At 50.0% G+C, this 21,504-nt stretch carries 19 protein-coding genes; 9 read left to right on the top strand and 10 right to left on the bottom strand.

Features of this window, described 5'->3' with window-relative positions:
* Positions 1-10 precede the first annotated feature (10 nt).
* Positions 11-2,473 (bottom strand): poly-beta-1,6 N-acetyl-D-glucosamine export porin PgaA, encoded by a 2,463-nt coding sequence (pgaA, locus tag EDI29_RS17275; protein ID WP_137741873.1) that lies wholly within the window; start codon positions 2,471-2,473, stop codon positions 11-13.
* A 203-nt stretch (positions 2,474-2,676) separates the two neighbouring features.
* Here pgaA and EDI29_RS17280 point away from each other — a divergent pair, with 203 nt between their 5' ends.
* From EDI29_RS17280 to EDI29_RS17290, 3 genes are all read left to right on the top strand, one after another.
* Entirely contained in the window at positions 2,677-3,585 is a 909-nt protein-coding gene (locus tag EDI29_RS17280; protein WP_137741874.1) for a BrxR family helix-turn-helix transcriptional regulator, read from the top strand.
* Between the two features lie 171 nt (positions 3,586-3,756).
* Positions 3,757-5,226: a GGDEF domain-containing protein gene (locus EDI29_RS17285; protein ID WP_137741875.1), complete on the top strand. Its 1,470-nt coding sequence runs from the start codon at positions 3,757-3,759 to the stop codon at positions 5,224-5,226.
* 79 nt (positions 5,227-5,305) lie between these two features.
* Positions 5,306-6,808, top strand: a complete 1,503-nt coding sequence (locus EDI29_RS17290; RefSeq protein WP_137741876.1) for an MFS transporter — start codon at positions 5,306-5,308, stop codon at positions 6,806-6,808.
* Positions 6,809-6,899: 91 nt separating this feature from the next.
* On the opposite strand, the gene EDI29_RS17295 is transcribed toward EDI29_RS17290, so the two are convergent.
* From EDI29_RS17295 to EDI29_RS17305, 3 genes are read right to left on the bottom strand one after another with little or no spacing between them, the layout of a single operon-like run.
* Positions 6,900-7,559, bottom strand: a complete 660-nt coding sequence (locus EDI29_RS17295; RefSeq protein WP_137741877.1) for a DUF799 domain-containing protein — start codon at positions 7,557-7,559, stop codon at positions 6,900-6,902.
* The gene (locus EDI29_RS17300) at positions 7,556-7,915 is read right to left on the bottom strand and encodes a DUF4810 domain-containing protein (RefSeq protein ID WP_129712913.1); all 360 of its coding nucleotides are present in this window, start codon (positions 7,913-7,915) and stop codon (positions 7,556-7,558) included. The genes EDI29_RS17295 and EDI29_RS17300 overlap by 4 nt, the downstream gene beginning before the upstream one ends.
* An 18-nt stretch (positions 7,916-7,933) precedes the next feature.
* The gene (locus tag EDI29_RS17305; protein WP_010302426.1) at positions 7,934-8,605 is read right to left on the bottom strand and encodes a CsgG/HfaB family protein; all 672 of its coding nucleotides are present in this window, start codon (positions 8,603-8,605) and stop codon (positions 7,934-7,936) included.
* A 427-nt stretch (positions 8,606-9,032) separates the two neighbouring features.
* Here EDI29_RS17305 and aegA point away from each other — a divergent pair, with 427 nt between their 5' ends.
* The 3 genes from aegA (at position 9,033) to EDI29_RS17320 (ending at position 12,495) form a co-directional block, all read left to right on the top strand.
* On the top strand, positions 9,033-11,057 hold the full coding sequence (gene aegA, locus EDI29_RS17310; protein ID WP_137741878.1) for a formate-dependent uric acid utilization protein AegA: 2,025 nt from the start codon (positions 9,033-9,035) through the stop codon (positions 11,055-11,057).
* A complete protein-coding gene (locus EDI29_RS17315; RefSeq protein WP_137741879.1) occupies positions 11,054-11,563 on the top strand; it encodes a 4Fe-4S binding protein in 510 nt (169 codons plus the stop codon). The genes aegA and EDI29_RS17315 overlap by 4 nt, the downstream gene beginning before the upstream one ends.
* A 188-nt stretch (positions 11,564-11,751) precedes the next feature.
* Positions 11,752-12,495 (top strand): 4'-phosphopantetheinyl transferase family protein, encoded by a 744-nt coding sequence (locus EDI29_RS17320; RefSeq protein WP_137741880.1) that lies wholly within the window; start codon positions 11,752-11,754, stop codon positions 12,493-12,495.
* Positions 12,496-12,549: 54 nt separating this feature from the next.
* Here EDI29_RS17320 and EDI29_RS17325 read toward each other — a convergent pair whose 3' ends face one another.
* The gene (locus EDI29_RS17325; RefSeq protein ID WP_137741881.1) at positions 12,550-13,887 is read right to left on the bottom strand and encodes an NCS2 family permease; all 1,338 of its coding nucleotides are present in this window, start codon (positions 13,885-13,887) and stop codon (positions 12,550-12,552) included.
* A gap of 456 nt (positions 13,888-14,343) precedes the next feature.
* On the opposite strand from EDI29_RS17325, the gene yieH reads away from it, so the two are divergent.
* Positions 14,344-15,009 carry a 6-phosphogluconate phosphatase gene (gene yieH / locus EDI29_RS17330; protein ID WP_137741882.1) on the top strand — a complete coding sequence of 222 codons (666 nt, stop codon included), beginning with the start codon at positions 14,344-14,346 and terminating at the stop codon, positions 15,007-15,009.
* Positions 15,010-15,269: 260 nt separating this feature from the next.
* Here yieH and EDI29_RS17335 read toward each other — a convergent pair whose 3' ends face one another.
* From EDI29_RS17335 to EDI29_RS17355, 5 genes are all read right to left on the bottom strand, one after another.
* A complete protein-coding gene (locus tag EDI29_RS17335) occupies positions 15,270-15,998 on the bottom strand; it encodes an amino acid ABC transporter permease (RefSeq protein WP_137741883.1) in 729 nt (242 codons plus the stop codon).
* A 1-nt stretch (position 15,999) separates the two neighbouring features.
* Positions 16,000-16,743, bottom strand: a complete 744-nt coding sequence (locus EDI29_RS17340) for an amino acid ABC transporter permease (protein ID WP_137741884.1) — start codon at positions 16,741-16,743, stop codon at positions 16,000-16,002.
* 95 nt (positions 16,744-16,838) lie between these two features.
* A complete protein-coding gene (locus tag EDI29_RS17345) occupies positions 16,839-17,675 on the bottom strand; it encodes an ABC transporter substrate-binding protein (RefSeq protein ID WP_107168553.1) in 837 nt (278 codons plus the stop codon).
* Between the two features lie 124 nt (positions 17,676-17,799).
* Complete coding sequence (locus EDI29_RS17350; protein ID WP_137741885.1) at positions 17,800-18,795, bottom strand: VirK/YbjX family protein; 996 nt, start codon at positions 18,793-18,795, stop codon at positions 17,800-17,802.
* Between the two features lie 248 nt (positions 18,796-19,043).
* Positions 19,044-20,228: a benzoate/H(+) symporter BenE family transporter gene (locus EDI29_RS17355; protein ID WP_137741886.1), complete on the bottom strand. Its 1,185-nt coding sequence runs from the start codon at positions 20,226-20,228 to the stop codon at positions 19,044-19,046.
* Positions 20,229-20,321: 93 nt separating this feature from the next.
* Here EDI29_RS17355 and EDI29_RS17360 point away from each other — a divergent pair, with 93 nt between their 5' ends.
* Together EDI29_RS17360 and EDI29_RS17365 are read left to right on the top strand one after the other, a co-directional pair.
* A complete protein-coding gene (locus EDI29_RS17360; RefSeq protein WP_137741887.1) occupies positions 20,322-20,879 on the top strand; it encodes a helix-turn-helix domain-containing protein in 558 nt (185 codons plus the stop codon).
* A 128-nt stretch (positions 20,880-21,007) separates the two neighbouring features.
* Positions 21,008-21,504: transporter substrate-binding domain-containing protein (locus tag EDI29_RS17365; RefSeq protein WP_137741888.1), on the top strand; the 497-nt coding region annotated here is incomplete at its 3' end.

Below are 21,504 nucleotides of genomic sequence, written 5' to 3' on the forward strand. Positions count from 1 at the left end.
ATCTTTCCCCTCAAAACCGATAATTCAAATCAAAAGACAGCGACACGTTCTGCTCCCGCTTACCGTCGTAAGGCCGCTTATCCCACTGAGCACTCACTCCCATATCCAGTACGTCATTCCACCGTACTCTTTGCCCATATCCGAGCGTGGTGATAGCCCCTGCGGATTCACCCTTTTGCCAGTAACGCCCTACGCCAGCATGTATCTCTTGATGCCACTCCGTCTGGTAATGTCGGTAAAGCAGGTGATCGAGGGTGAAGGCGGGTAGCACGGCCACATCATTCCGCGGGTTGTAATAAGAAACGGCCTGCTTGCTGTTTGACCCCCAATTGATCGACGGAGTGAAATCCAGGGTGAAAGACGGTGATGCAAAGACTCGCTCTTGCCCACTCAGCGCATATTCCTGACGTCTGTTGCCATCAGAAAACCACCCGTTCGACAGATCTGCTTGCCATGCGCGTCGCTCGCTTTGCCGCCAACGGACATACCCTCCGACGCCATTCGCCGTTACACCATTTTTAAGTGCGCGTAGCGGCTTGCTGCGCATTAGCCGTTCAGCATTCAGGCCGACACGCCAAACGTCATTAATGTCATGCCGATAGGAGAGACGCGCGCCAATGTCAGAGCCCAATCCAAAATTTCGGTGTGAAAACTCAGCCTCTGCCCAATTATCGCGGTTGGTAAATTCCACACCGCCGCGTAGAGTGCGATGAATAGCTCGTCCTTCCGTGAAATCACTTTGATTAAAAGCCCCTCCAGAGAACACTCGCCAATGGTCGGCAAACGGAGGGCTATAGAGCACGGCATCAATATCCGTGTCATTCATTCCCTTGGCTGGACTGTCAGACTTGACGCCCTGAGTCCCGGCAATACGCAGCTCCGCCATGTGATGAACCTGACGTAAACGCGCTAATCGTTTCACAGAAAAATCATCTGGATAGCGAGCCTCCGTATCGTCGGTCAGCTCACCAAGCTGATGCCACTCCTGCAATTCCAATGCAGTGAGCCCTTGATAGGTTTCCAACCGGAACGATCTCGCGTCCAACAGCTCAGCCCGCTTTAATAACGCTTCGGCACGACGCGGCCATCCCCTGTTTAGATAAACCCCGGCTAAACTGATGCTCAGCGCTTGGTTCCCTGGCCCACTAGAGGCCAGGCTTTCCACCAATCGTTGCGCAGCCGGCAGATCGTTATGGGAAATCAGCGACTGTATACGCAGGTATTTGATATCAACCCAATCGTCGTTAGGTATGAAGGTTGGCAGGCCATAAATACGTTTCTTATAAGGCGTTTTTTCTTCAGCTTGAGCTGACAGCTGCGCTGCCTGTTCAACTTTCTCACTCTCCAGGATGCTGTAGAAAAAATCGCCTTGCAGCGCTACCTGAGAGCGCTGAGCAGAGTCTTCTTGTATTACTGAACGGAGAATCTGCTCTGCTTTTTCAGGCTGCTTCAGATAGAGATAGGCTGAAGCCACCCAGCGTCGTGCATAGCCTGGAATATCCCCCTCTTTGATAAGTGATTGGTATTCCGAAATAATTTCTTCCATGCGATAGCGGACGAGCAACGCACCGAGCCGATCAATGCGAGCATGGCGATAGCTGGTTTTTGCTGAAGGAAGCGCTCGCCATTGATTCATCAAGCTGTCATAACGAGCCAAAGCGCGATCTGCCACAACGAAGCGCTCGTTTTCCGTTGTGGACGTGATAAACGCCAGACGAACCAGCTCAGCCGCCGCCTCCAGCTCTCGCGGGCGTTGCCTTTCATCAGTCTGGAAGACATGAAGTTTGCTGTCTTTCAACGCGCTCAATGCAGGTGCGCTAATCGTATTACCGGAAAGAATATCGCTGTAATCAGAAAGCAGTGTTTTATCCTGCGGTGCGTGGCGCATGGCTTGCATGATAGAAAAGAGGGAATCCGTATGCTTCCCCGCGATACGCTGTACCCATGCTAATTCACGCCAATGGTGCGCTGTTGGCTCGCGCTTAACACGAGACATAGCCAATTCCAGCGACTTTTTTGTCTGCCCGGCATCAGCGAGGGTGAGTATCAAACCACTACGTGCATCATCATCCCGTGGAGTGCGTTGTAAAACCCGCTGCCATAATTCCACCGATGACGGCCACTGACGGAGATTACGGTAGGACTTAGCCGCCGCTCTCAGTGCCGGATCGGGTAGTGACATCGTGGGTGAATAGGTTTGCCAAATTCTGATCGCTTCCGCGTCATTTCCCGCCCAACCGTTAATAAGCAGCCAGTCGGTCACCTCGGCAGTGGTTAGTACGCGATTCCTGGATTGCCCATCAAGCCATGACGTCGCAGGAGAGATATCACCCTGCCGGGCGTTGCTAATTAACGTGTCATAGTGAGATTCTGCCGCCGCGACGCCGACAGAAATGGAAAAATAAACGAATGATTTAAGTAAGTTAAATAATATTGGATTGAGTCTGCTTGAATGAGAATGAACAACACTCATCGCTGAATCTCCCCACCAGTGATGACAGAATAACGGTCAAATACATCGTTGAACGCTGGTTTCATGACTTAACACCTCTAATCGAGTCTAAACGCGGCATGCAGCTATCCCTCCCGTGATTCAAAGTCAGAGATAGACGCTAAGGCCAGTTTGGCGCATAATAATGCATATAGTTTTTTTATCAATATAATTTTTATACGCATATGACTAAGACTTCAGCAGCAGGTTCAGATCAAGCAGTGAAAGGGCGCAGTTGGGGACTGGAACGTCGGCTTCAATTCATCGACTTTCGGTTACGGTGGAGTGGGCACATAAATCGTACCGATCTAACGTCTTTTTTTGGGCTATCGATCCCTCAGGCGTCGCTCGACATCGCTAAATATCTTGAGATCGCCCCCCATAATCTGATCTACGATCGACGCACCAAAACTTATACGGCTACGCCGACATTCTCTGCGGTCTACCCACAGAATTCAGCCCAGCGCTATCTCGCGGAATTATTGGCAATGAAGACGGGTGTACTTGAAGCAGACGCCAGTTTCATTGAGTCTGCTCCAGAGGTGTGCTGGGTTCATATCCCACTCAACACCTACAATGAACAGGTTGTTGAAGTCATTGTCAGAGCCATTCGTGAAAAAAAGGCGGTGAGCATCCGCTATCAATCCTCATCATCCATGGATAATTCGCCACGGCTCATTTCCCCACACGCTTTAGGCAATGATGGATTACGCTGGCGAGTGCGTGCCTACTGCCATACCGAGCAACAATTTAATGACTTCATTCTTACGCGAATCCTCAACATTGAAGGTATCGAGCCTTCGACAGTCGATTCCACTAACGATTATCCGTGGCATACCTATCTTCAGTTAATTTTGGTTCCTAGCGATAAACTGCCACTGGCACATCAGCGCGCGTTGGAACTGGAATATGGTATGACCAATGGCGAGTTGAATATATCCTGCCGTCTGGCGTGCTTACAGGAAACGCTCAGCCGATTCCACATCCGCTTAACAGATGAAAATAACGAAAAAGATCAGCTGTTTGTATTGAAAAATAAAGAGGAGATTCAAGCATTGCTGGGGCGTGATCCCCACGCCCTTCATGCCAATTAATATCTCGCCCAGATAAGACAGAGCAAGGTCATGATTAAGTGAATTCACATATTGAGTTCACTTTTCACCCTGACGTCAGAAATGCATAAAATGATGTAAGATAAGAAGGCAATTTATGGTGATTCTGGTACAAAAGTGACGCAGGGTAAAATAGGTTAACCGGGAAAAAAAATGAAAATTCGCGCATATGAATTATTAATTATTTTCAGTTCAACCTTAATTATGAGTTACCTAGGTTTGTCTTTTAGGTTGCTTGACGACACCTCTCTATTCTGGCCAGTAGACATTCTCTTATTTTGCTTTCTTATACGCTATCGCAGTCGAGATAAAAGCATAAAAAACAAATTATTGCATAGCGTTATTTTATGCATGATCGGTTTTATCGGTATGCTGTTACCCGATATTTATCTTGAAAGCAATCAATCTTTTTTTGAGAAAGCCATTCACTGCGCGATAAGTTCTGCTTTTTTTGTTACCGCATGGATGACATTAATAATACTTTTAAATACAAGAGGTAAAACGCATAGTCAGTTACGTAAAAACTACATTTTTTTTATATTTATCTCTATTTCTATAGGGTCTATTTTTTCAGCTGCATTTTATGGATTATATTTATCCACAGAAAACAACAATGAAAACATTTTTATTCTTTCAAGAAAATGGTTTAGTGAAGAATTAAGCTCTGGTGTTATTTTTGTTTTTTTATTTCTAAACATAACAAAGAAAACAAACAATGTTTTTAACATATCAAAAGATTCAATTAAAACAATCATAAAAAAACCATTATTTATATTATATCCTCTCATCGTTATTTTTTGCATAGCATCATTAAACATCACGCTAAGTGTATTGGCAATATTGCCATTAATTTATCTTTCTTTATCGCACTCATTTAACAAAATCATTGTAATGTGCTCTGCAACAGGCATGGCATTAAATTATATTTATATAAATAGATTAATATCCATTCATGAAGAAATCGAAAAGGAATATTTATTCGAATTATCTTATTTATTCCAAATCAACACTTCAGTCATAATCATCACCGTCATTATTGCATCGTTTTTTATTAACAAAAATAAAAAAAGCATTAAAAGAATAGAATTAATCAGTAACCATGATGCACTAACAGGTATGTTAAATAGGCGTTCACTCAATCAACACATGATGAATGTCATTAACTCCATGCGTGATGGAGAGAATAAAATGATGTCTCTGCTTGTTCTTGATATTGACCACTTTAAAAAAATTAATGATACCTATGGACATACTATAGGCGATCATGTCATCAGAGAATTTTCTGCGACCCTTAAACAATATACCCGACCTCAAGACCTGCTGTGCCGATGGGGAGGAGAGGAGTTTTTAATAATAATCCAGGGTCTATCAGAAAATGACTGCTTAGAGATAGCGGAGAGGATACGATCTATTATAGAAGGCTCATCATTGGCTATTTCAAATGGTCATACTGTTCGATGCACAACCAGCATAGGTGTCAGTTTTTTTCATCTGGAAAGTATTGAAGATTTCCATGAAGCGTTTAAAGAAGCCGATAAATTATTGTACATGGCAAAAGAACAAGGGCGTAATCGCGTAAATTCAAGCCCTGATGTAAATTCGATAACAAAACCGATAGCATGAAAATACCTTTTATTAAAAGGGAAAACCTATATCATCGGATATGCTATTCACAGATAAAATCGAAGATAGAGAACCAGCTATGCAATCACCAAAAAAGTGGCTGATTTTGGCCATTGTTTCCAGTGCCCTGTTCCTGATTGTTATCGATATGACGGTGCTGTACACCGCGCTCCCAACGCTAACCCATGATTTGCACGCGACCGCATCGGATAAGCTGTGGATCGTTAATATCTACGCGCTGGTCGCTTCTGGTTTGCTGCTGGGCATGGGTACGCTGGGTGATAAGCTAGGCCATAAGCCTTTATTCATTTCTGGCCTGGTGGTTTTTGGTTCCGCATCATTGCTGGCGGCTTATTCGCCCACCCCCGGTATTCTTATCGCTGCTCGAGCCTTGCTGGCGGTAGGGGCAGCCATGATGATGCCAGCCACCCTCTCGATTATCCGTCTGACCTTCGCTGATGAACGGGAACGCGCGCTGGCAATTGGTATCTGGGCTGCGGTGGCATCCGGCGGCGCAGCATTTGGCCCCGTAATGGGTGGGATACTGCTTGAGTACTTCTGGTGGGGATCGGTTTTCCTCATTAATGTACCCGTTGTGCTGCTTGCACTCATCATGGGAATCACCGTGATCCCACATCGGCCAGGCAACGCCTCACACCGCTGGGACTTCATTGGTTCCCTATTAATCATGGTGGGTTTAATTGGTGTGACCTATGCCATAAAAGAACTAGGCAAGCGAGTTCCCTCTTATGACGATGCACTGATCGCTCTGCTTATCGGCGTAGCATTCATTACCCTATTCGTTAGGCGTCAGCGTAACAGTACGCATCCTCTAGTAGACTTTTCCCTCTTCCGCCTGCGGCCTTTCAGCGCCGCTGTAGCGGCTGCCATCGTGGCGGCTGCCGCCTTGATCGGAATGGAACTGGCTTTCACACAGCGATTGCAGTTAGTCGTCGGGTTATCCCCACTACAGGCAGGATTGTTCATTTTACCGCTGTCGCTGGCGTCTTTTATCTCCGGTCCATTGACCGGAAAGATATTGCCGCATGTGAATAGTGGGAAAATACTGGCAGCAGGCCTGCTGATTTCGGCATTGGGTATGGGGAGTTATCTGCTGCTGCACAATGCCAGCACGGCGGTACAAATCATCAGCTTGACGGTAATTGGCGCTGGCGTGGGGTCAACCATGACAGCCGCATCGAGCACCATTATGCAGGTTGCTCCAGCGGCAAAAGCGGGTATGGCAGCATCAATAGAAGAAGTGTCTTATGAATTGGGTGGCGCGACAGGGGTGACGTTGATGGGCAGTTTGCTGTCTTTCACTTATTCCGCGACGTTTATGCTACCTACTGGGTTTACCGTACCGGACACCGCCTATGACAGTCTGGATGAAGCGTTAATTTTTGCCGAATCCTTACCAGAAAATATGCAGCGGACGCTTATCACACAGGCACATGCCGCTTTTGATTCTGGGTTTTCCGCCGTACTGGCAGTAGCAACGCTGATTCTGTTGCTAACCTCGGCCTTCGTCTGGATAACGCGCCACAATAAACAGCGATCCCGTAAGACCGCGGATGCGTAGCACCACAGCTAAAGGCATAAAAAACGCCGTTCAATAGCGAACGGCGTTGATGATTTAGCTACAGTAATTTAGCCTGGCACTACATCGTAACTTAGTAGGTTTCTTTACCGTACTGTAGTGAGCGAGGCCCGTACAGCATACCGCGTGGATGGCCTGCCGCCAGAAGGCGTGCACTGGTCACACCCGCAACGTCATGGCCTTTATCAGAGATCGTGTCCGCAATTTGATTCACCGCAGCCTGCACCAGAATACCGATGATGCCACCGTTAGAATTTGACTGCTGCTCGTTGCTGGACGCCGTTGCGCTTCCGCTCCACAGCAGTTTGCCGGTACGCAGATCAACCAGACGTGCATCCGCAGAAACGCGAGTTTCGCTATTAATCACGATGTACGACGTGCCGTACTCTTTCACATCCAGATATAACGCAGCATCGGCACCAAAGATTTGGTGCAGCTTCGCCGTGCTCAGCGCATGGATATCCGACGCGGTAGATAAGCCATTCTGTTTGAACGTTTCATCCACTACCGCAACAGGCAATACGTAATAACCTGACTCTGCCAGCGGGTAGGTGACTTGTGAAAGCAGACTGTAGCTTGCTTTTACATCAGGAGAATGGTTAACCGGCGGTAAGACCAGAATAGATTTCGGCTTACTCTGCTTAAATGACGTGTAGTCATAAGGTACGGGTTTAGCACAGCCAGTCAGCACCAGCGCAAAAACCAGACCACATAATCCTAAGAAACGATTCATTTAATATTCCCTTTATTTTTACTCAACAAGAAGTCCATGAAAGGTGCTGATTCAGGGAATTTCGCTTTTTCAGTTTCAAACTGTTGGCGAGCTTCACTATCACGGCCAGTATTGGCGTACAGCAACCCAAGTTGAGCATAGAGTCCCGGCGGGACAGGTTTGTTTGCGGCTTTCGCTTTTTCGATCGATTCATTCAGAGCAAGGATCTGTTGTTCTGGGCCGACTTTATCCTGTTGATAATAATCATAAAGCGCAGGCTGATATTTGTCCCAGCTGTAAATCGTTTTCGGCGCGGATGCGCAGCCAGCCAGTACCGCGACTGCCAATAGCAGGGTAACTTTCTTATGAGATAACATGGTGATATTCCTATTCCATTAGTTCGCTGGGCGCCAGGCACCGCTTTCAATTCCTGCAACCAGATTATTGACGGCTTCACGGATAGCCAAATCCAGTACTTTACCGTTCAGCGTCGAGTCATAGCTGGCCGTACCGCCGAAACCAATAATTTCACGGTTAGACAACGTGTACTCGCCCGCACCTTGTACGGAATACACCACTTCAGACGTTTGTACGTTCACCACGTTCAACGTGGTTTTTGCGTAAGCAACCTGTGTTTTACCGCGACCCAGGATGCCCCACAGCTGATGGTCACCCACTTCTTTGCGGCCAAACTCGGTCACATCACCGGTAATCACATAGCTAGCGCCTTTCAGCGTCTGCGTTTGTCCTTTAATACCCGCTTCCGCTTTCAGCTCTTCCATGTTGGTGCGATCCAGCACATTAAAGCGGCCGCTCTGCTGAAGATGGCTCACAAGAATGGTCTTGGATTGATTACCTAAACGGTCAACGCCATCAGAAAAAATACCGTTCATGTAGTTAGAGCGGTTTTCAAACTTTCCGATGGAAATCGGGCTGCGAACGCCCTGATAAGGCGTACTGTAAGAAGTGACTTTTTGGGCTTCTACGGTACGAGAAGACTCTGTGGCACATCCGCTCAATAGCGCAGCTGACATGAATACAGAACATAGAACGACTTTTTTATTCATAACACTATCCCTTAGTGACAATCTATTAACCCTGAGCAAAGCCCTGTTATTGATTCATAATGAAAATACCGTAAAAATATTATTTAGCTTAAACACTGTTTTGCTGCATTTAAATTACGTCCGATATTATGAGGGGAGTAAATAAAAGTAACGAGTTATTTCATAGGAAAATTAACAAAAGTAATGAAAATCAGAATTTTTACCCGAGATAAAGCACAATAAACCAGATAAAAAACAAGGTTATATGCAACCATGCCATTACTTTCACCTAACATCGCAACTTACTGAAACGATTCAATAATTTCATGAATAACACGGGTGAGATTTAACATTAACCGACTTTTTACCTGCTCTATATCAAGGTCAGAGAGTTATCCAGCTATTAGGATAAAGGCCAGGATCGAGGGATCAAGGGTGGGAAAAGGTAATGAACCGATTTGTTATTGCCAGTACTCAAGACTGTATGGGGTGTCATGCATGTGAAATCGCCTGTGTGATTTCACACAATGACGAGCGCTATCCAGATAGCGCGACGGTATTTCAGCCCAGAATCAAGGCATTCAATACGCCAAAGCTTCGGGCTGCCGTGACATGCCGTCACTGTGAAGATGCCCCCTGCGCCAGCGTGTGCCCAACGCAGGCCTTGATCAGACAAGACAATAGCATTCAGCTCGTTCAGGAAAAGTGCATCGGCTGCAAAAGCTGTGTGCTGGCTTGCCCGTTCGGCGCGATGTCGATGGTGACAAACCCTGTGGACAACAGCACCGTCGCTCATAAATGCGATCTCTGCGCCGACCGCCCAGAAGGACAAGCGTGTGTGGCGGCCTGCCCAACGCAGGCGTTGCAGTTAGTCAGTGAACAAACGCTAGCTGACCGTCGCCAGGAGAAACAGCTGGTGATGGCGCAACGTTCAGCTTCCCATTGGCAGCGTGAAACGCCCGTGCTGAAAGCGCTAACGACTAATCCACTCAGTAAAAGAAAAAACTGGCCGCGCCGGGATGCGGAGAAAAAGCCGCTGACCCAGAGAACTTCCACGTTTGATGAAATCTATCATGGCTTCTCCGTGCAGCAGACGGAAGATCAGGCTGACCGCTGCCTTTCCTGTGGCAAACGCGCGATCTGCGAGTGGACCTGTCCGCTGCATAACAATATTCCCGAATTGCTGAGCCTAGCAAAGCAAGGTCGCATTCTTGAAGCCGTCGAGCTCTCTCATCAAACCAGCAGCCTGCCAGAAATCTGTGGTCGTGTATGCCCACAGGACCGGTTATGTGAAGGAGCTTGTACGCTGGGCAAAGAATATGGCGCGATCACCATCGGCAACGTTGAGCGCTACATTACCGATACCGCGATGGAAATGGGCTGGTCGCCCGATATGACGCGTGTCGTTCCCAGCGGAAAGCGTGCCGCGATCGTCGGGGCTGGCCCGGCTGGGCTAGCCTGTGCCGATGTGTTGGCACGCAACGGCGTACAGGCCGTCGTGTTCGATCGTCACCCGGAAATTGGTGGCCTGCTCACATTCGGGATTCCGTCGTTCAAACTGGACAAAGATGTCCTAATTCATCGTCGTGAAGTGTTCAGCGCCATGGGCATCGACTTCCAACTGAATACCGAAGTGGGGAAAGACATTTCTCTGGCTCAGCTTCTGGACGACTATGACACCGTTTTCCTTGGTGTTGGCACCTACCGTTCCATGAAAGCCAACATTGATAATGAAGAGGCTCCCGGCGTCTTCGATGCGCTTCCCTTCCTGATCGCCAATACCAAGCACGTTATGGGGCTACCTGAATTAGACGATGAGCCCTATATCTCGATGGCGGGCAAACGCGTCGTCGTGCTCGGCGGTGGAGACACTGCAATGGACTGCCTGCGCACGTCCGTTCGGCAAGGTGCGATATCGGTAACCTGCGCCTATCGTCGTGATGAAGCCAACATGCCCGGTTCGAAAAAAGAGGTGAAAAACTCCCGCGAAGAAGGCGTGGAGTTCATGTTTAACGTTCAGCCACAAAAAATCTGCCTCAATGAACAGGGAGAAGTGTGCGGAATTAGTCTGGTTCGTACTGAACTGGGCGAGCCTGATGCCAGCGGCCGTCGTCGTCCGCGCCCCATTCCTGGTTCGGAATTCGTTCAACCCGCAGAGGCCGTAATAACCGCATTTGGTTTTCAGTCACACAGAATGCCGTGGCTGGAAGAAGCCGACGTCGAGCTAGATAATTGGGGATACATTACTGCCCCTCTCGATAGTCAGATACCTTGCCAAACCAATCATCCGCGTATTTTTGCTGGCGGTGACGCCGTACGCGGTGCCGATCTGGTGGTAACCGCCATTGCGGATGGGCGAAAAGCCGCATTGGGAATGATTGCGACAATGGGACTGACCGCCGTAACCGGAGCCATTCCCGCCCACCCGCAACGCCCAGAGATGAACGCAACCCGCGAGGATATCCGTCCATGAATCAATTTGTTATCGCCGAAGCAGAAAAATGTATCGGCTGTCGGACTTGCGAGATTGCCTGCGCGGTCGCTCATAGCGGTGGCCAAAGTGCACAACTGCGGCCATCTCACTTCTTTCCCCGCCTGAAAGTGATTAAAAGCGCCAGCATCAGCGTACCGGTTCTGTGCCGCCAGTGTGAAAATGCGCCCTGTGCCAGCGTGTGTCCGAATGACGCGCTGGTGCGCGATCGGGACAGTATTCAGGTTATTCAGTCTCGCTGCATCGGCTGCAAAAGCTGTGTGGTCGCCTGTCCCTTCGGTGCCATCAATGTGGTAACGAAAGCCTCGAATGATGAGAGTACGCAAAGTGAAGTCCACAAATGTGACTTATGCATTGATGTAGCCCCGAGTCCTTCCTGCGTCAGCGTGTGTCCGACGTCAGCGCTTCGGTTAGTGACTGCGGATGAGTTGCGCAAGCAGACGCTGGAAAAACAACAGCGTTCCGCATTGGGATGGCCAAGCCATTAAACAGGCGGGAATGTGGCGGACAGGGAAGGATCGCTAAACAGCACACAATACAGAAAATTCGTTGTGCCTAATTAATAATTATCGCCGATTTATCCATCGATTTTTCTTTAGATCACATATTAGTCTGATAATATGCATTGGTAGTACCCGATAGGTTCCCATCTTTTATCACGATCATGGAGTGAACAATGACCTGCCATTTTGTCAGGTGGACAAGCACGGAAGCGCTTCCTGACTTACAAAGACTGCCTGATAGGCTCATCTCATCAACACAAAGTTTTTCAGCCAAACGCCGCGAGCGTTATCTGAAAAGCCGAGCGCTGCTGGCTGAGATGATGTTCTATTTTTTCGGTTATCCGCTGTTACCTACGCTGCTGGTGTCTCCTGAAGGACGCCCTTACTTTGCCGATCCTAATCTGCCCCAATTCAGCATCGGCTATGCAGGCAATACGATTGCCATCCTCCTGAGCGAAGAGGGAAGCGTCGGTATGGATATCGAAATCGTTCATGTCAGGCCAACGAATCAGACCGTCCCACAGATGCAGGCGCAAACGCAGGCTGAACAGGCGTGGATTGACGCTCAGCGCGACCCACTGGAAGCAGCAACGCAATTATGCACCATTCGCCAGTCACTGGTGAAAATGCCTGGTGCAAATAGCCATCTTCCCCATAACCTCAAACTTCACCCTGCCTCCGGCAGGCTACGTTCAACCGACATGCCCGCCGTAGAAGTGATGAGCGATGTTGATGATTATCTTGCATGGGCCTGCGCCCATATCCCCACGCTTAACCGACTCGTCATGTGGAAATACACGTCGGCATCGGGCATGAGAAAGTCGGGGGAAATCTTACAACAGCAGCGCCAGTCTGTACGCTATATGAAGTTAACCAGCCATACGATAGAAAAAGCCACCTCTACCGCATCACAGTAGCCATCTGCCTCGTCGCTGGCTGAGGCTCCGGGAAAACCCGGAGCCATGAACACATTAATGCCCGTCGATAAACACGATTTTCAGCAGGAACAGCAGCGCCACCACCACCACGCAAGGGCTGATTTCACGCCAGCGCCCCGTCGCCAACTTCATCACACAGTAAGAAATGAAGCCCAGCGCGATCCCTTCAGTAATCGAGAAGCTGAACGGCATCATCACCGCGGTAATAAAGGCAGGAACGGCTTCGGTCAGGTCGTCCCACTTCACGCGTGCCAGGCTGGACGTCATCAACACGCCCACGTAAATCAGCGCGCCAGCGGCCGCATAGGCAGGCACCATACCCGCCAGCGGTGACAAGAAGATCACCAGCAGGAACAGCAGGCCGACGACCACCGCGGTCAGGCCGGTGCGTCCACCCACGGAAACACCTGAAGAACTTTCAATATACGCCGTAACGGACGATGTCCCGATAAATGAACCCGCCACAGAGCTGATGCTATCAACATACAGCGCCTGCTTCATACGCGGGAACTTACCGCGAGCATCGACCAGTCCAGCTTTGTCCGTCACGCCAATCAGCGTGCCGGAGGAATCAAACAGGTTAACCAGCATGAAAGAGAAAATAATGCCGGACATCCCGAGGTTCAGTGCGCCAGCCAGATCAACCTGACCCACCACCGACGTTACGCTTGGCGGCAGTGAAAACACGCCAGCAAATTTAACATCACCCAGCAACAGGCCGATTGAGGTCGTCACGACGATGGAAATCAGCACAGCGGCGTGAATATTACGTGAAGCCAACGCCACAATGATGAAAAAGCCCAGAGCACCCAGCAGCACGCTGTGTGATGTCAGGTTACCAATCGTCACCAGCGTTTCAGGGTTGGGAACGATAATACCGGCGTTTTTCAGACCCATCATGGCAATAAACAACCCGATACCACTGGCGATACCGAGACGCAGACTAAGCGGAATATTGGCAATCATCCAATAGCGAATCTGGAAGATAGTCAGCAACAGGAAACCGATTGCGCCCCAGAAAATCGCGCCCATCGCTACCTGCCATGGCAGCCCCATCGCCCCCACGACAACAAAAGCGAAAAACGCATTCAATCCCATGGCCGGCGCCAGCGCCACGGGCAAGTTAGCCAGCAGCCCCATTAAAATACTGCCGAATGCCGCAATCAGACAGGTGGTCACAAAGACCGCTTTGGTATCCATCCCCGCTACGCCCAAAATCTGCGGGTTAACAAAAACGATGTAAACCATCGTCAAAAACGTCGTGAAACCAGCAATCGTTTCCGTACGTGCTGTCGTGCCATGTTGTTTAAGCTTAAACACGCGCTCCAGCAGGCCCTGCTCGGTAGCAGGGCCGGGTTGTGATTTATTCATTAGTACCAATCCAAAGAAGGGAATAACTGTCGTCGGGTATCCTATAACAAAATTCTACGTTTTTACGTTGATCCCACGTTTTTTTTCATCGAATAAGAAGAACCTATTAACGTCATGGCTATTACGCCGCACGCCCTCAGTTGAAACCCCTTAATTTTATGCAAGATCGCTCTGAAAATGGCTTTGTATTCTCTAAATAATTCGAGTTTCAGGCAGGCGGCAAGCGAGGGAGTCCCGATGAGCTTACTCAAGTAAGTGATTCGGGTGACAAATCTGCCGGGAGCAGATTTGAACGCAGCTTGCAGCGGCCCCAACGGGGCGAGGCTCATGGATGAGCCGAGTAACGAGCGCAGCCAACGCACATGCAACTTGAAGTATGACGAGTATAGGTCGCAATATCAGGCCAATTGGTTAAAGTAGGAGCTTCATCTTTTATTTCATCGATAAGGATTGGTCATGCCCCGTATTGAATGCGTCTTCTTCGACTGTGATGGCACGCTGGTTGATAGCGAAGTGCTGTGTTGCCAGGCCTATGTGAATATCTTCATTCCGTATGGGGTGAACTTATCGCTGGAGGAGGTGATAAAAACCTACAAGGGCGTGAAGCTGTACGAGATTATTGCCCGCATCAGCCAGCAGCATGGCTTAACCGTATCGGTAGAAGAGGCGGAGCGTCATTTCCGTCAAGAAGTGAAGCATCTGTTCGATGAGTATCTGCAACCTATCGAGGGTGCACGTGAATTAGTGCAGTCCATCACCGTCCCGATGGCGGTGGTTTCCAACGGCCCAGTTAGTAAGATGCAGCATTCACTCGGCCTGACGCACATGCTCGATCTGTTTGGCGACCATCTCTACAGCGGCTACGATCTGAAAAAGTGGAAGCCCGATCCGGCGGTGCTGTATCACGCCGCCGAGCAGTTACAGCTTCCCATCGAACACTGCATTCTGGTTGAAGATTCCGCCGCTGGTGTACAGGCAGGCATCGCCGCGGGCATTCCGGTGTTCTATTACTGCGCCGATCCCCATAACCAGCCGATCCATCACCCGCTGGTCACGATGTTCGACGATATGCGCGAACTGCCGCAAATCTGGCGCGAAAAAGGCTGGAATATCACTGCGTAGTAGCAGCCATTCGGACTTATGTCAGACCGTCGGCAAATCTATTTGTGGGACGAAAACGGTGGTAATGGAATAGAAGAGTAAAGCGTTTGCGCCATGGACAAAAACGTCAGGAATGTTTTTGAACGTCGCTAGCGACGGCCCTGCAAGGGTGAATCTCAGGGATGAGATTCATATCCGCGCAAGCCGAGCGTACACGGACGTATTCACAGCGTCTTTACGATCTATCCATTACCACCGCACGACGCACGTAATCTTCATCCTCAGGCTGGCTTATTCCGCCACCACAGCAAACGGCGCTTCGGCTGCTTTTCCTGCTGGTTAAAACGGGCGTTAACCCGATTAGCCAGCAGTTCCAGCGACAGGCAAAACACAAAGTAGACCAGCGCGACAAACAGGAAAACCTCCATCGGGTAAACCATGCTGCGGTTATTGACCTGCGTAGCAAGAAAGGTCAGTTCGCCAACCCCGACAATGTAGGCCAGTGAGGTATCTTTAATCAGGGAAATCCATTGGTTAATGAAGGAAGGCACCATCATCCGCAGCGCTTGAGGAAGCACTATCTGCCATAACACCTGCCAGCGGCTTAGCCCCAGCGAGAGTCCAGCCTGCCACTGACCGCGTCCGATGGCGACAATGCCGGCCTTGACGCCATGCGCCAGATACGCCGAAGCGATCAGCGCCAGCGCACAGACCACGGTAGTAATTTCAGGGATATCGACGCCAAAAACGATCGGCAACAGAAAATACGTCCAGAAAATCAGCATGATGACAGGAATCGCCCGGAAGAACCCCAACACCATCGCCAACAGTGCACTCCACCAGCCCCGGGACATCGCTAACGCCACGCCTAAAATCGTACCCAATAGGGCAGACGCTATGCCCGCCAGCAGGCTCATCACCAGCGTCAGCGCTGCGCCACCCAGTGGGCCATCCGGGAATGTTCCCCACATCAAATAGTCGATGTTATCGGTGATAACGGTAAAATCCATCTCAGTGTCTCTCCGCCAGACTGCGCTGCTGACGCCACATGCCCCAGCCTTCCATCACGGCAATAATCACGATGTACAACACCGTCGCCACGCCAAATGCCTGAAACGTGCGCAGGGTTTCCGTCTCCACCTGACGCGAGGCATAAGACAGCTCAGCGACGCCAATCGCCATCGTCAACGACGAGTTCTTAACAATATTCATGTACTGCCCAAGCAGCGGCGGCAGGGCGATTTTTAGCGCCTGTGGCAACACCACATAACGCATGGATTGCCAACCAGTTAACCCCAAAGCGTGCGCGGCGTACTTCTGCCCACGCGCCACGCCGCGAATACCGGAACGGATCTCCTCCGCAATAAACGCGCTGGAGTAGAGCGTCAATCCTGCCAAGCCCGCCAGAAACTCAAAAGAAGGCCACGCTAACGTCGTACCGAAGAGAGAAAGCGTATGCGAGGTGTTCAGCCATTGCATCATCTCTGAGGGAAAAAGCTGTCCGGCCCCGAAATACCAGAAAAACAGCTGCACCAGCAGCGGTGTATTACGAAATAGCGAGCTATACGCCACCACAACGCCACGCAGCACATGAATCTGGCTGTCTCTGGCCGCCGCCAACAGAAAACCCAGCACCGTGGACAGAACGATCGTACTCAGGGAAAGACCCAGTGTGATCAGGAAACCGTGCCACAGCCAGATCAGGTATTGAGGAGCCAACAGCCACGACTCAAGCGATTGCAGCGCCGTATCCATGCGTTTTATCTCTCTTTGTCATTATTACGAGGTACAAATAGAAATGCCCTCTGCGATGCAGAGGGCTGGGATCATAGCACTGAATGCGTTAGCTATCAGGATTTAGGTTGCTGATCCAGCGGGGCAAAGGTGAAGTCACCGCGCGGTTGGGATGATTTCGTGCTCGGCCCGAACCAGCGATCGTAGATGGTCTTCGCTTCACCCTGTTTTTCCAGGTTAATCAGCGTGTCGTTAATTTTCGCCGTCAGGCGCTCTTCGCCCTTCGGAATCCCGACGCCCTGATACTCTTTGGTAATGCTGAACGGAGATATTTCAAACTCAGCCTTCTGTGCATCAGGCACATTAGCCAGCAGGCCGACCAGTTTGGCATCATCCTGCGTGATGGCCTGAACGTTGCCGTTACGCAGCGCAGCGAAAGCCAGCGGCGTATCGTCGTAGGAAATCACTTTGGCTGTCGGGTAATGCTCGCGCAGGGTAATCTCCTGCACGGTGCCTTTATCCGCGCCGATGCGCAGCGTTTTGATGTCGTCCGGCGTTTTCAGCACGCCTTTACGGGCGATGAATTTTTGTCCGGTCGCGAAGTAAGGAATACTAAAGTTAACCTGCTTGGCGCGCTCATCGGTAATCGTGAAGTTCGCGGCAATCAGATCGACTTTCTGCGAACTTAGCAGAGGAATACGGTTAGCCGGGTTGGTCGCACGCAGCTCAACCTTCACGCCCAGCGCCTTACCAATTGCCTCGGCGATATCCACATCATAACCCACCAGCTTTTTGCTCTGCGGATCGACATAGCCAAACGGCGGATTGCTGTCGAAGACGGCAATTTTCACCACACCCGCCTTCTGAATATCATCTAATTTATCTGCCTGTGCAGCACCAGAAACGGAAGCCAACCCGGCCAACAACGTCACGGTCAAAATATGCTTTTTCATTCCCTGCCCCTTAATTATTGGTGTATTAACAGCAGGCTATCAGCAGGGCGAAAACGCGGGAAATAACATAAATAGCTATAATATAACCTTATGTTACTTCGGTATTTTGGCAGATTATCCTGACTCAGGTACGGCTAGGTAGATTGATGGAAAACGGCAGACTACCAGCGAGTACGTCATTAATCTGGCTGTCTACCTCATCAAAGAGCGCATAGCGTCGGCGGTATTCTGCCCGCTTGCGGCTGGGAATTTCCTGTTCAGACTTTCTCGGAAGAGATAACGGCAGCGTAATGTTGCCATCAGGCCGCGGTTGACCACCGTGAGCGAAAAGGAAAGCATTGTAGTCGGCCAGAAAAACATGGCGTTTCTTACTGCGATAGCGCCAGTGTTTATAGATGTGCGTTTCGTTACTGACGGCGATAACGTGCGCCAGATTAAGGCCACGTGCCAGGTTAAGCAGGCCTTCCAGAAGAATGCGCTTGGGGAACAGGCTGTGGCAATCTCGCGTCGCCCCCTGAATAACGTGATGCGGCGTTTGTGCATCCGGCCCCTGGATTCCACCGACAAACAGGCTCATTTCCCCCTCAATGCGCAGGATGGAGAACGTCATCTGTGCCAGCACGTGCTCGCTGGTCTCAAGCTGTAGGGAAAGCTCACCTTCCTTACACATTTGATCGTTAGTCATCAGGCGAAGCGTGTAATTTTCATCGCTTTTTCCCTGAAAATTGGCCAAAACGTTACCGTTACCGTTCTGGCTATATAGCAAACGCTGGCGGTGTGGCGGCAATGATTGAATAAAACGGTAATGATCCATTAAGGCCGTACAGGTTTGATGTGTCGGCAGTGACGCCATCAGGTAGGGGCGCTGGAGCTTACTGTAAAGTTGATTGCCGTTACGTCGAAAAATATCCTGCACGGGATAATTAACGATAAAGCTGAGCCATTTCATGGTCAGCAGCGGGTGAAGCATCACTCGGGATGTATATTTTATACGCCACTGGAGACTCTCCCAGCGCCGATCCGGCTTATGTTTACCCGTTGCTAATGCCAGTAACAGGGAAAATGCGGCACGAAATTGGGTCTTCGTACTGCCAAGTGATTGTGTAGAGGTAATGTCCATGAATGCCACCATGATTAAGATGACGAAATCGTAACGGGACATTCATCAATGAAACTAAAATAGCGACGCCTAAAAAGCAGCGCTCTCTTATTCGTTGAAGATTAGTTTAAGATAGCCGCTAACCTAATGGCGATCGTTTAAGCATCGAGAAACACAGGGCGCCCCCTGCGGGAACCTCACCCGGTGTTTCCCCTAACAACGGATTTAAGTGACCAGTATTAGGCGCTCGCTTGTTTTTCCGCGTGCACTCAGCGTAACGCCGTTTTTCCTCCAGACAGCACCAGCCAGGTCATCATCCCCCCAATTAGTCCCCAAAATGCCGCGCCAACGCCCCACAGCGTTAATCCAGATGCGGTAATCAGGAAAGTGACCACCGCCGCATCGCGCTGTTTTTCATCCAGCAAGGCGCGGTACAGGCTGCCCGAAATCGTGCTGAGCAGCGCCAAACCGGCAATAGCGTGAATCAGTGGCTGCGGCAGCGCGGTAAAAAGCTGCCCGATCGATCCGCCGAAAACGCCCGCCAGTAGATAAAACCCACCAGCAGCGACAGCGGCAAGATAGCGTTTTTTTGGATCGGGATGCACATCCGACCCCATACAGATCGCGGCAGTAATCGCGGCAATACACACGGAAAAACCGCCGAACGGCGTCAAGATCAACGCGATTAATGCCGTAATGGTAATCAGCGGCGACACGGGAACCTGATAGCCCGCGGCTTTTAGCGTGGCAACGCCCGGTGCGTTCTGCGACGCCATGGTGACAATGAAAAACGGAATACCGACGCCCAACAGCGACGACAACGAAAAATGCGGCGCAATGAATTCCGGCACGGTAAATACTAGCGGCGAATCAGAAACTGCAATTTGTCCACGCCACAACGCCAGCAACAGGCCAGCAAGCAGCGTTAGCACAATGGCAAAGCGGGGTAGCATCCGACGGCTGAGCAAATAGGTCACACACATCGCGAAAGTCAGCCAGAAATCCTGTTGCAGAGCAAGAAAGGCATCCGCGCCAAAACGCAGCAGAATACCTGCCAACATCGCAGCAGAAATGGCTTGTGGAATGACGTTCATCAAACGGGCAAACAGGCCCGTAACCCCGCAGATAAAAATAAGCGCAGAAGCAAACAGGAACACGCCGATCGCCTCATTGAGCGACGTACCCGGCAAGCTGGTGACCAATAGCGCTGCCCCCGGCGTTGACCACGCGGCCAGTATCGGTGCACGGTAATACAGCGATAGGCTAATGGAAGCCAGCCCTTGGGCAATGCCCAACATGCTTAACCAGCCACCGATTTGTAGCGTACTGGCACCTGCCGCTTCCGCCGCCTGAAAAATGATGGCAGCCGAGCTGGTGTACCCCACCAGTACCGCCACAAAACCGGCGATAAAGGTCGAAAACGTGACATCTTTTAGCGCAAATGACGCAGGCATGGTATAGCATCCCACACTTATCGTGCGTTATAACGCACAGAAAGCGTTAACATAGCAGTGTGCGTTATAACGCACAAGCAGGAGCCAGCATCAATGTCTGATGAGTTAACTTGCCGTATTGGCGATACATTGAAAGCGTTAAGGCAGGATAAAAACTGGAGCCTCACGCGAGCAGCGGAAGAAACGGGTGTCAGTAAAGCGATGCTCGGCCAGATCGAGCGCGGTGAATCCAGCCCGACGGTCGCTACCCTATGGAAAATTGCGACAGGTCTGAATGTTGCGTTCTCCACCTTTATTGAACCGATGCTCACGGATGACGATGTAACGTATCGCTCAGGGACAGGTTCAACATTCAGGGAAAATGAGGCGGGAATGCACGTTGTGCCACTCTTTCCTTACGACGAAAAACTGCGTTTCGATATGCTGGTGATTGAACTGGCTGCGGGTGCCAATAGCACGTCATCGCCACATGAAAACGGGGTGATCGAGCATATTATTGTGTTGGAGGGTCAGTTGGAGATGACCATTGATGGGCAGACCCACTTATTGTCCACCGGTGACGCCCTGCGTTTTGCCGCCGACAGAGAACACCGCTATCACAACCCGACCGACACTGCGGTGCGCTTCCACGATTTGATTCACTACCCATGACCTGAGCATGTATCTCTCAATGGATTTACAAAGTAAACAAATAGATATTGATAGCAAAAGAACGTATTAGACAATCTATAGGTAAGACATAGAATTTCTTCCCATTCGTTTAATGGGGTTAACGTTCTATGGGTCAGTTAAAAGACAATACCGCGCATCGTGCGAGTTTATTCTCACGGTGCATTACGCCGTTATTATTGTTCTCCGTATTTTCGGCTACGTCATCAGAGGCAACGGCCAAATTAACCATTGCGATGGATGGCGCTTCTCCGCCTTATAACTACAGTACCTCAAACGGAAAAATCGAGGGGTTTGAAGTAGACCTTATTAACGACCTGTGCAAAAGAATCAACGAAGAATGCACCGTCATTAGCCAGTCCTGGGAAGGGATTATTCCTGCACTGCTCGCCAAAAGATACGATGCCATCATGTCGGGAATTTCTATCACGGAAGAGCGAAAAAAACAGATAGATTTTACCCATCCTTATTCAACCACCCCCAGTTGGCTGGTTGGTTCAGAGGCGCTGTTTAAAAACATCACCACATCAGACGCCGCTATCGCCGCGCTTAAAGGGAAATCACTCGGCGTACAGCGCGGGACCATTCAGCAAGCGATTGCCGATAA

This window comes from Pectobacterium polonicum, from assembly GCF_005497185.1.
Lineage (GTDB): Bacteria > Pseudomonadota > Gammaproteobacteria > Enterobacterales > Enterobacteriaceae > Pectobacterium > Pectobacterium polonicum.

Bases quoted from the DNA above. Each gene is read 5' to 3' on its own strand.
- aegA (WP_137741878.1), top strand. From the start codon at position 9,033: ATGAACCGATTTGTTATTGCCAGTACTCAAGACTGTATGGGGTGTCAT.
- EDI29_RS17295 (WP_137741877.1), bottom strand. From the start codon at position 7,559: ATGAATCGTTTCTTAGGATTATGTGGTCTGGTTTTTGCGCTGGTGCTG.
- EDI29_RS17315 (WP_137741879.1), top strand. From the start codon at position 11,054: ATGAATCAATTTGTTATCGCCGAAGCAGAAAAATGTATCGGCTGTCGG.
- EDI29_RS17335 (WP_137741883.1), bottom strand. From the start codon at position 15,998: ATGGATTTTACCGTTATCACCGATAACATCGACTATTTGATGTGGGGA.
- EDI29_RS17325 (WP_137741881.1), bottom strand. From the start codon at position 13,887: ATGAATAAATCACAACCCGGCCCTGCTACCGAGCAGGGCCTGCTGGAG.
- EDI29_RS17290 (WP_137741876.1), top strand. From the start codon at position 5,306: ATGCAATCACCAAAAAAGTGGCTGATTTTGGCCATTGTTTCCAGTGCC.
- EDI29_RS17285 (WP_137741875.1), top strand. From the start codon at position 3,757: ATGAAAATTCGCGCATATGAATTATTAATTATTTTCAGTTCAACCTTA.
- EDI29_RS17355 (WP_137741886.1), bottom strand. From the start codon at position 20,228: ATGCCTGCGTCATTTGCGCTAAAAGATGTCACGTTTTCGACCTTTATC.
- EDI29_RS17350 (WP_137741885.1), bottom strand. From the start codon at position 18,795: ATGGACATTACCTCTACACAATCACTTGGCAGTACGAAGACCCAATTT.
- EDI29_RS17280 (WP_137741874.1), top strand. From the start codon at position 2,677: ATGACTAAGACTTCAGCAGCAGGTTCAGATCAAGCAGTGAAAGGGCGC.
- EDI29_RS17360 (WP_137741887.1), top strand. From the start codon at position 20,322: ATGTCTGATGAGTTAACTTGCCGTATTGGCGATACATTGAAAGCGTTA.
- EDI29_RS17300 (WP_129712913.1), bottom strand. From the start codon at position 7,915: ATGTTATCTCATAAGAAAGTTACCCTGCTATTGGCAGTCGCGGTACTG.
- EDI29_RS17345 (WP_107168553.1), bottom strand. From the start codon at position 17,675: ATGAAAAAGCATATTTTGACCGTGACGTTGTTGGCCGGGTTGGCTTCC.
- EDI29_RS17320 (WP_137741880.1), top strand. From the start codon at position 11,752: ATGACCTGCCATTTTGTCAGGTGGACAAGCACGGAAGCGCTTCCTGAC.
- EDI29_RS17340 (WP_137741884.1), bottom strand. From the start codon at position 16,743: ATGGATACGGCGCTGCAATCGCTTGAGTCGTGGCTGTTGGCTCCTCAA.
- pgaA (WP_137741873.1), bottom strand. From the start codon at position 2,473: ATGAGTGTTGTTCATTCTCATTCAAGCAGACTCAATCCAATATTATTT.
- EDI29_RS17305 (WP_010302426.1), bottom strand. From the start codon at position 8,605: ATGAATAAAAAAGTCGTTCTATGTTCTGTATTCATGTCAGCTGCGCTA.
- yieH (WP_137741882.1), top strand. From the start codon at position 14,344: ATGCCCCGTATTGAATGCGTCTTCTTCGACTGTGATGGCACGCTGGTT.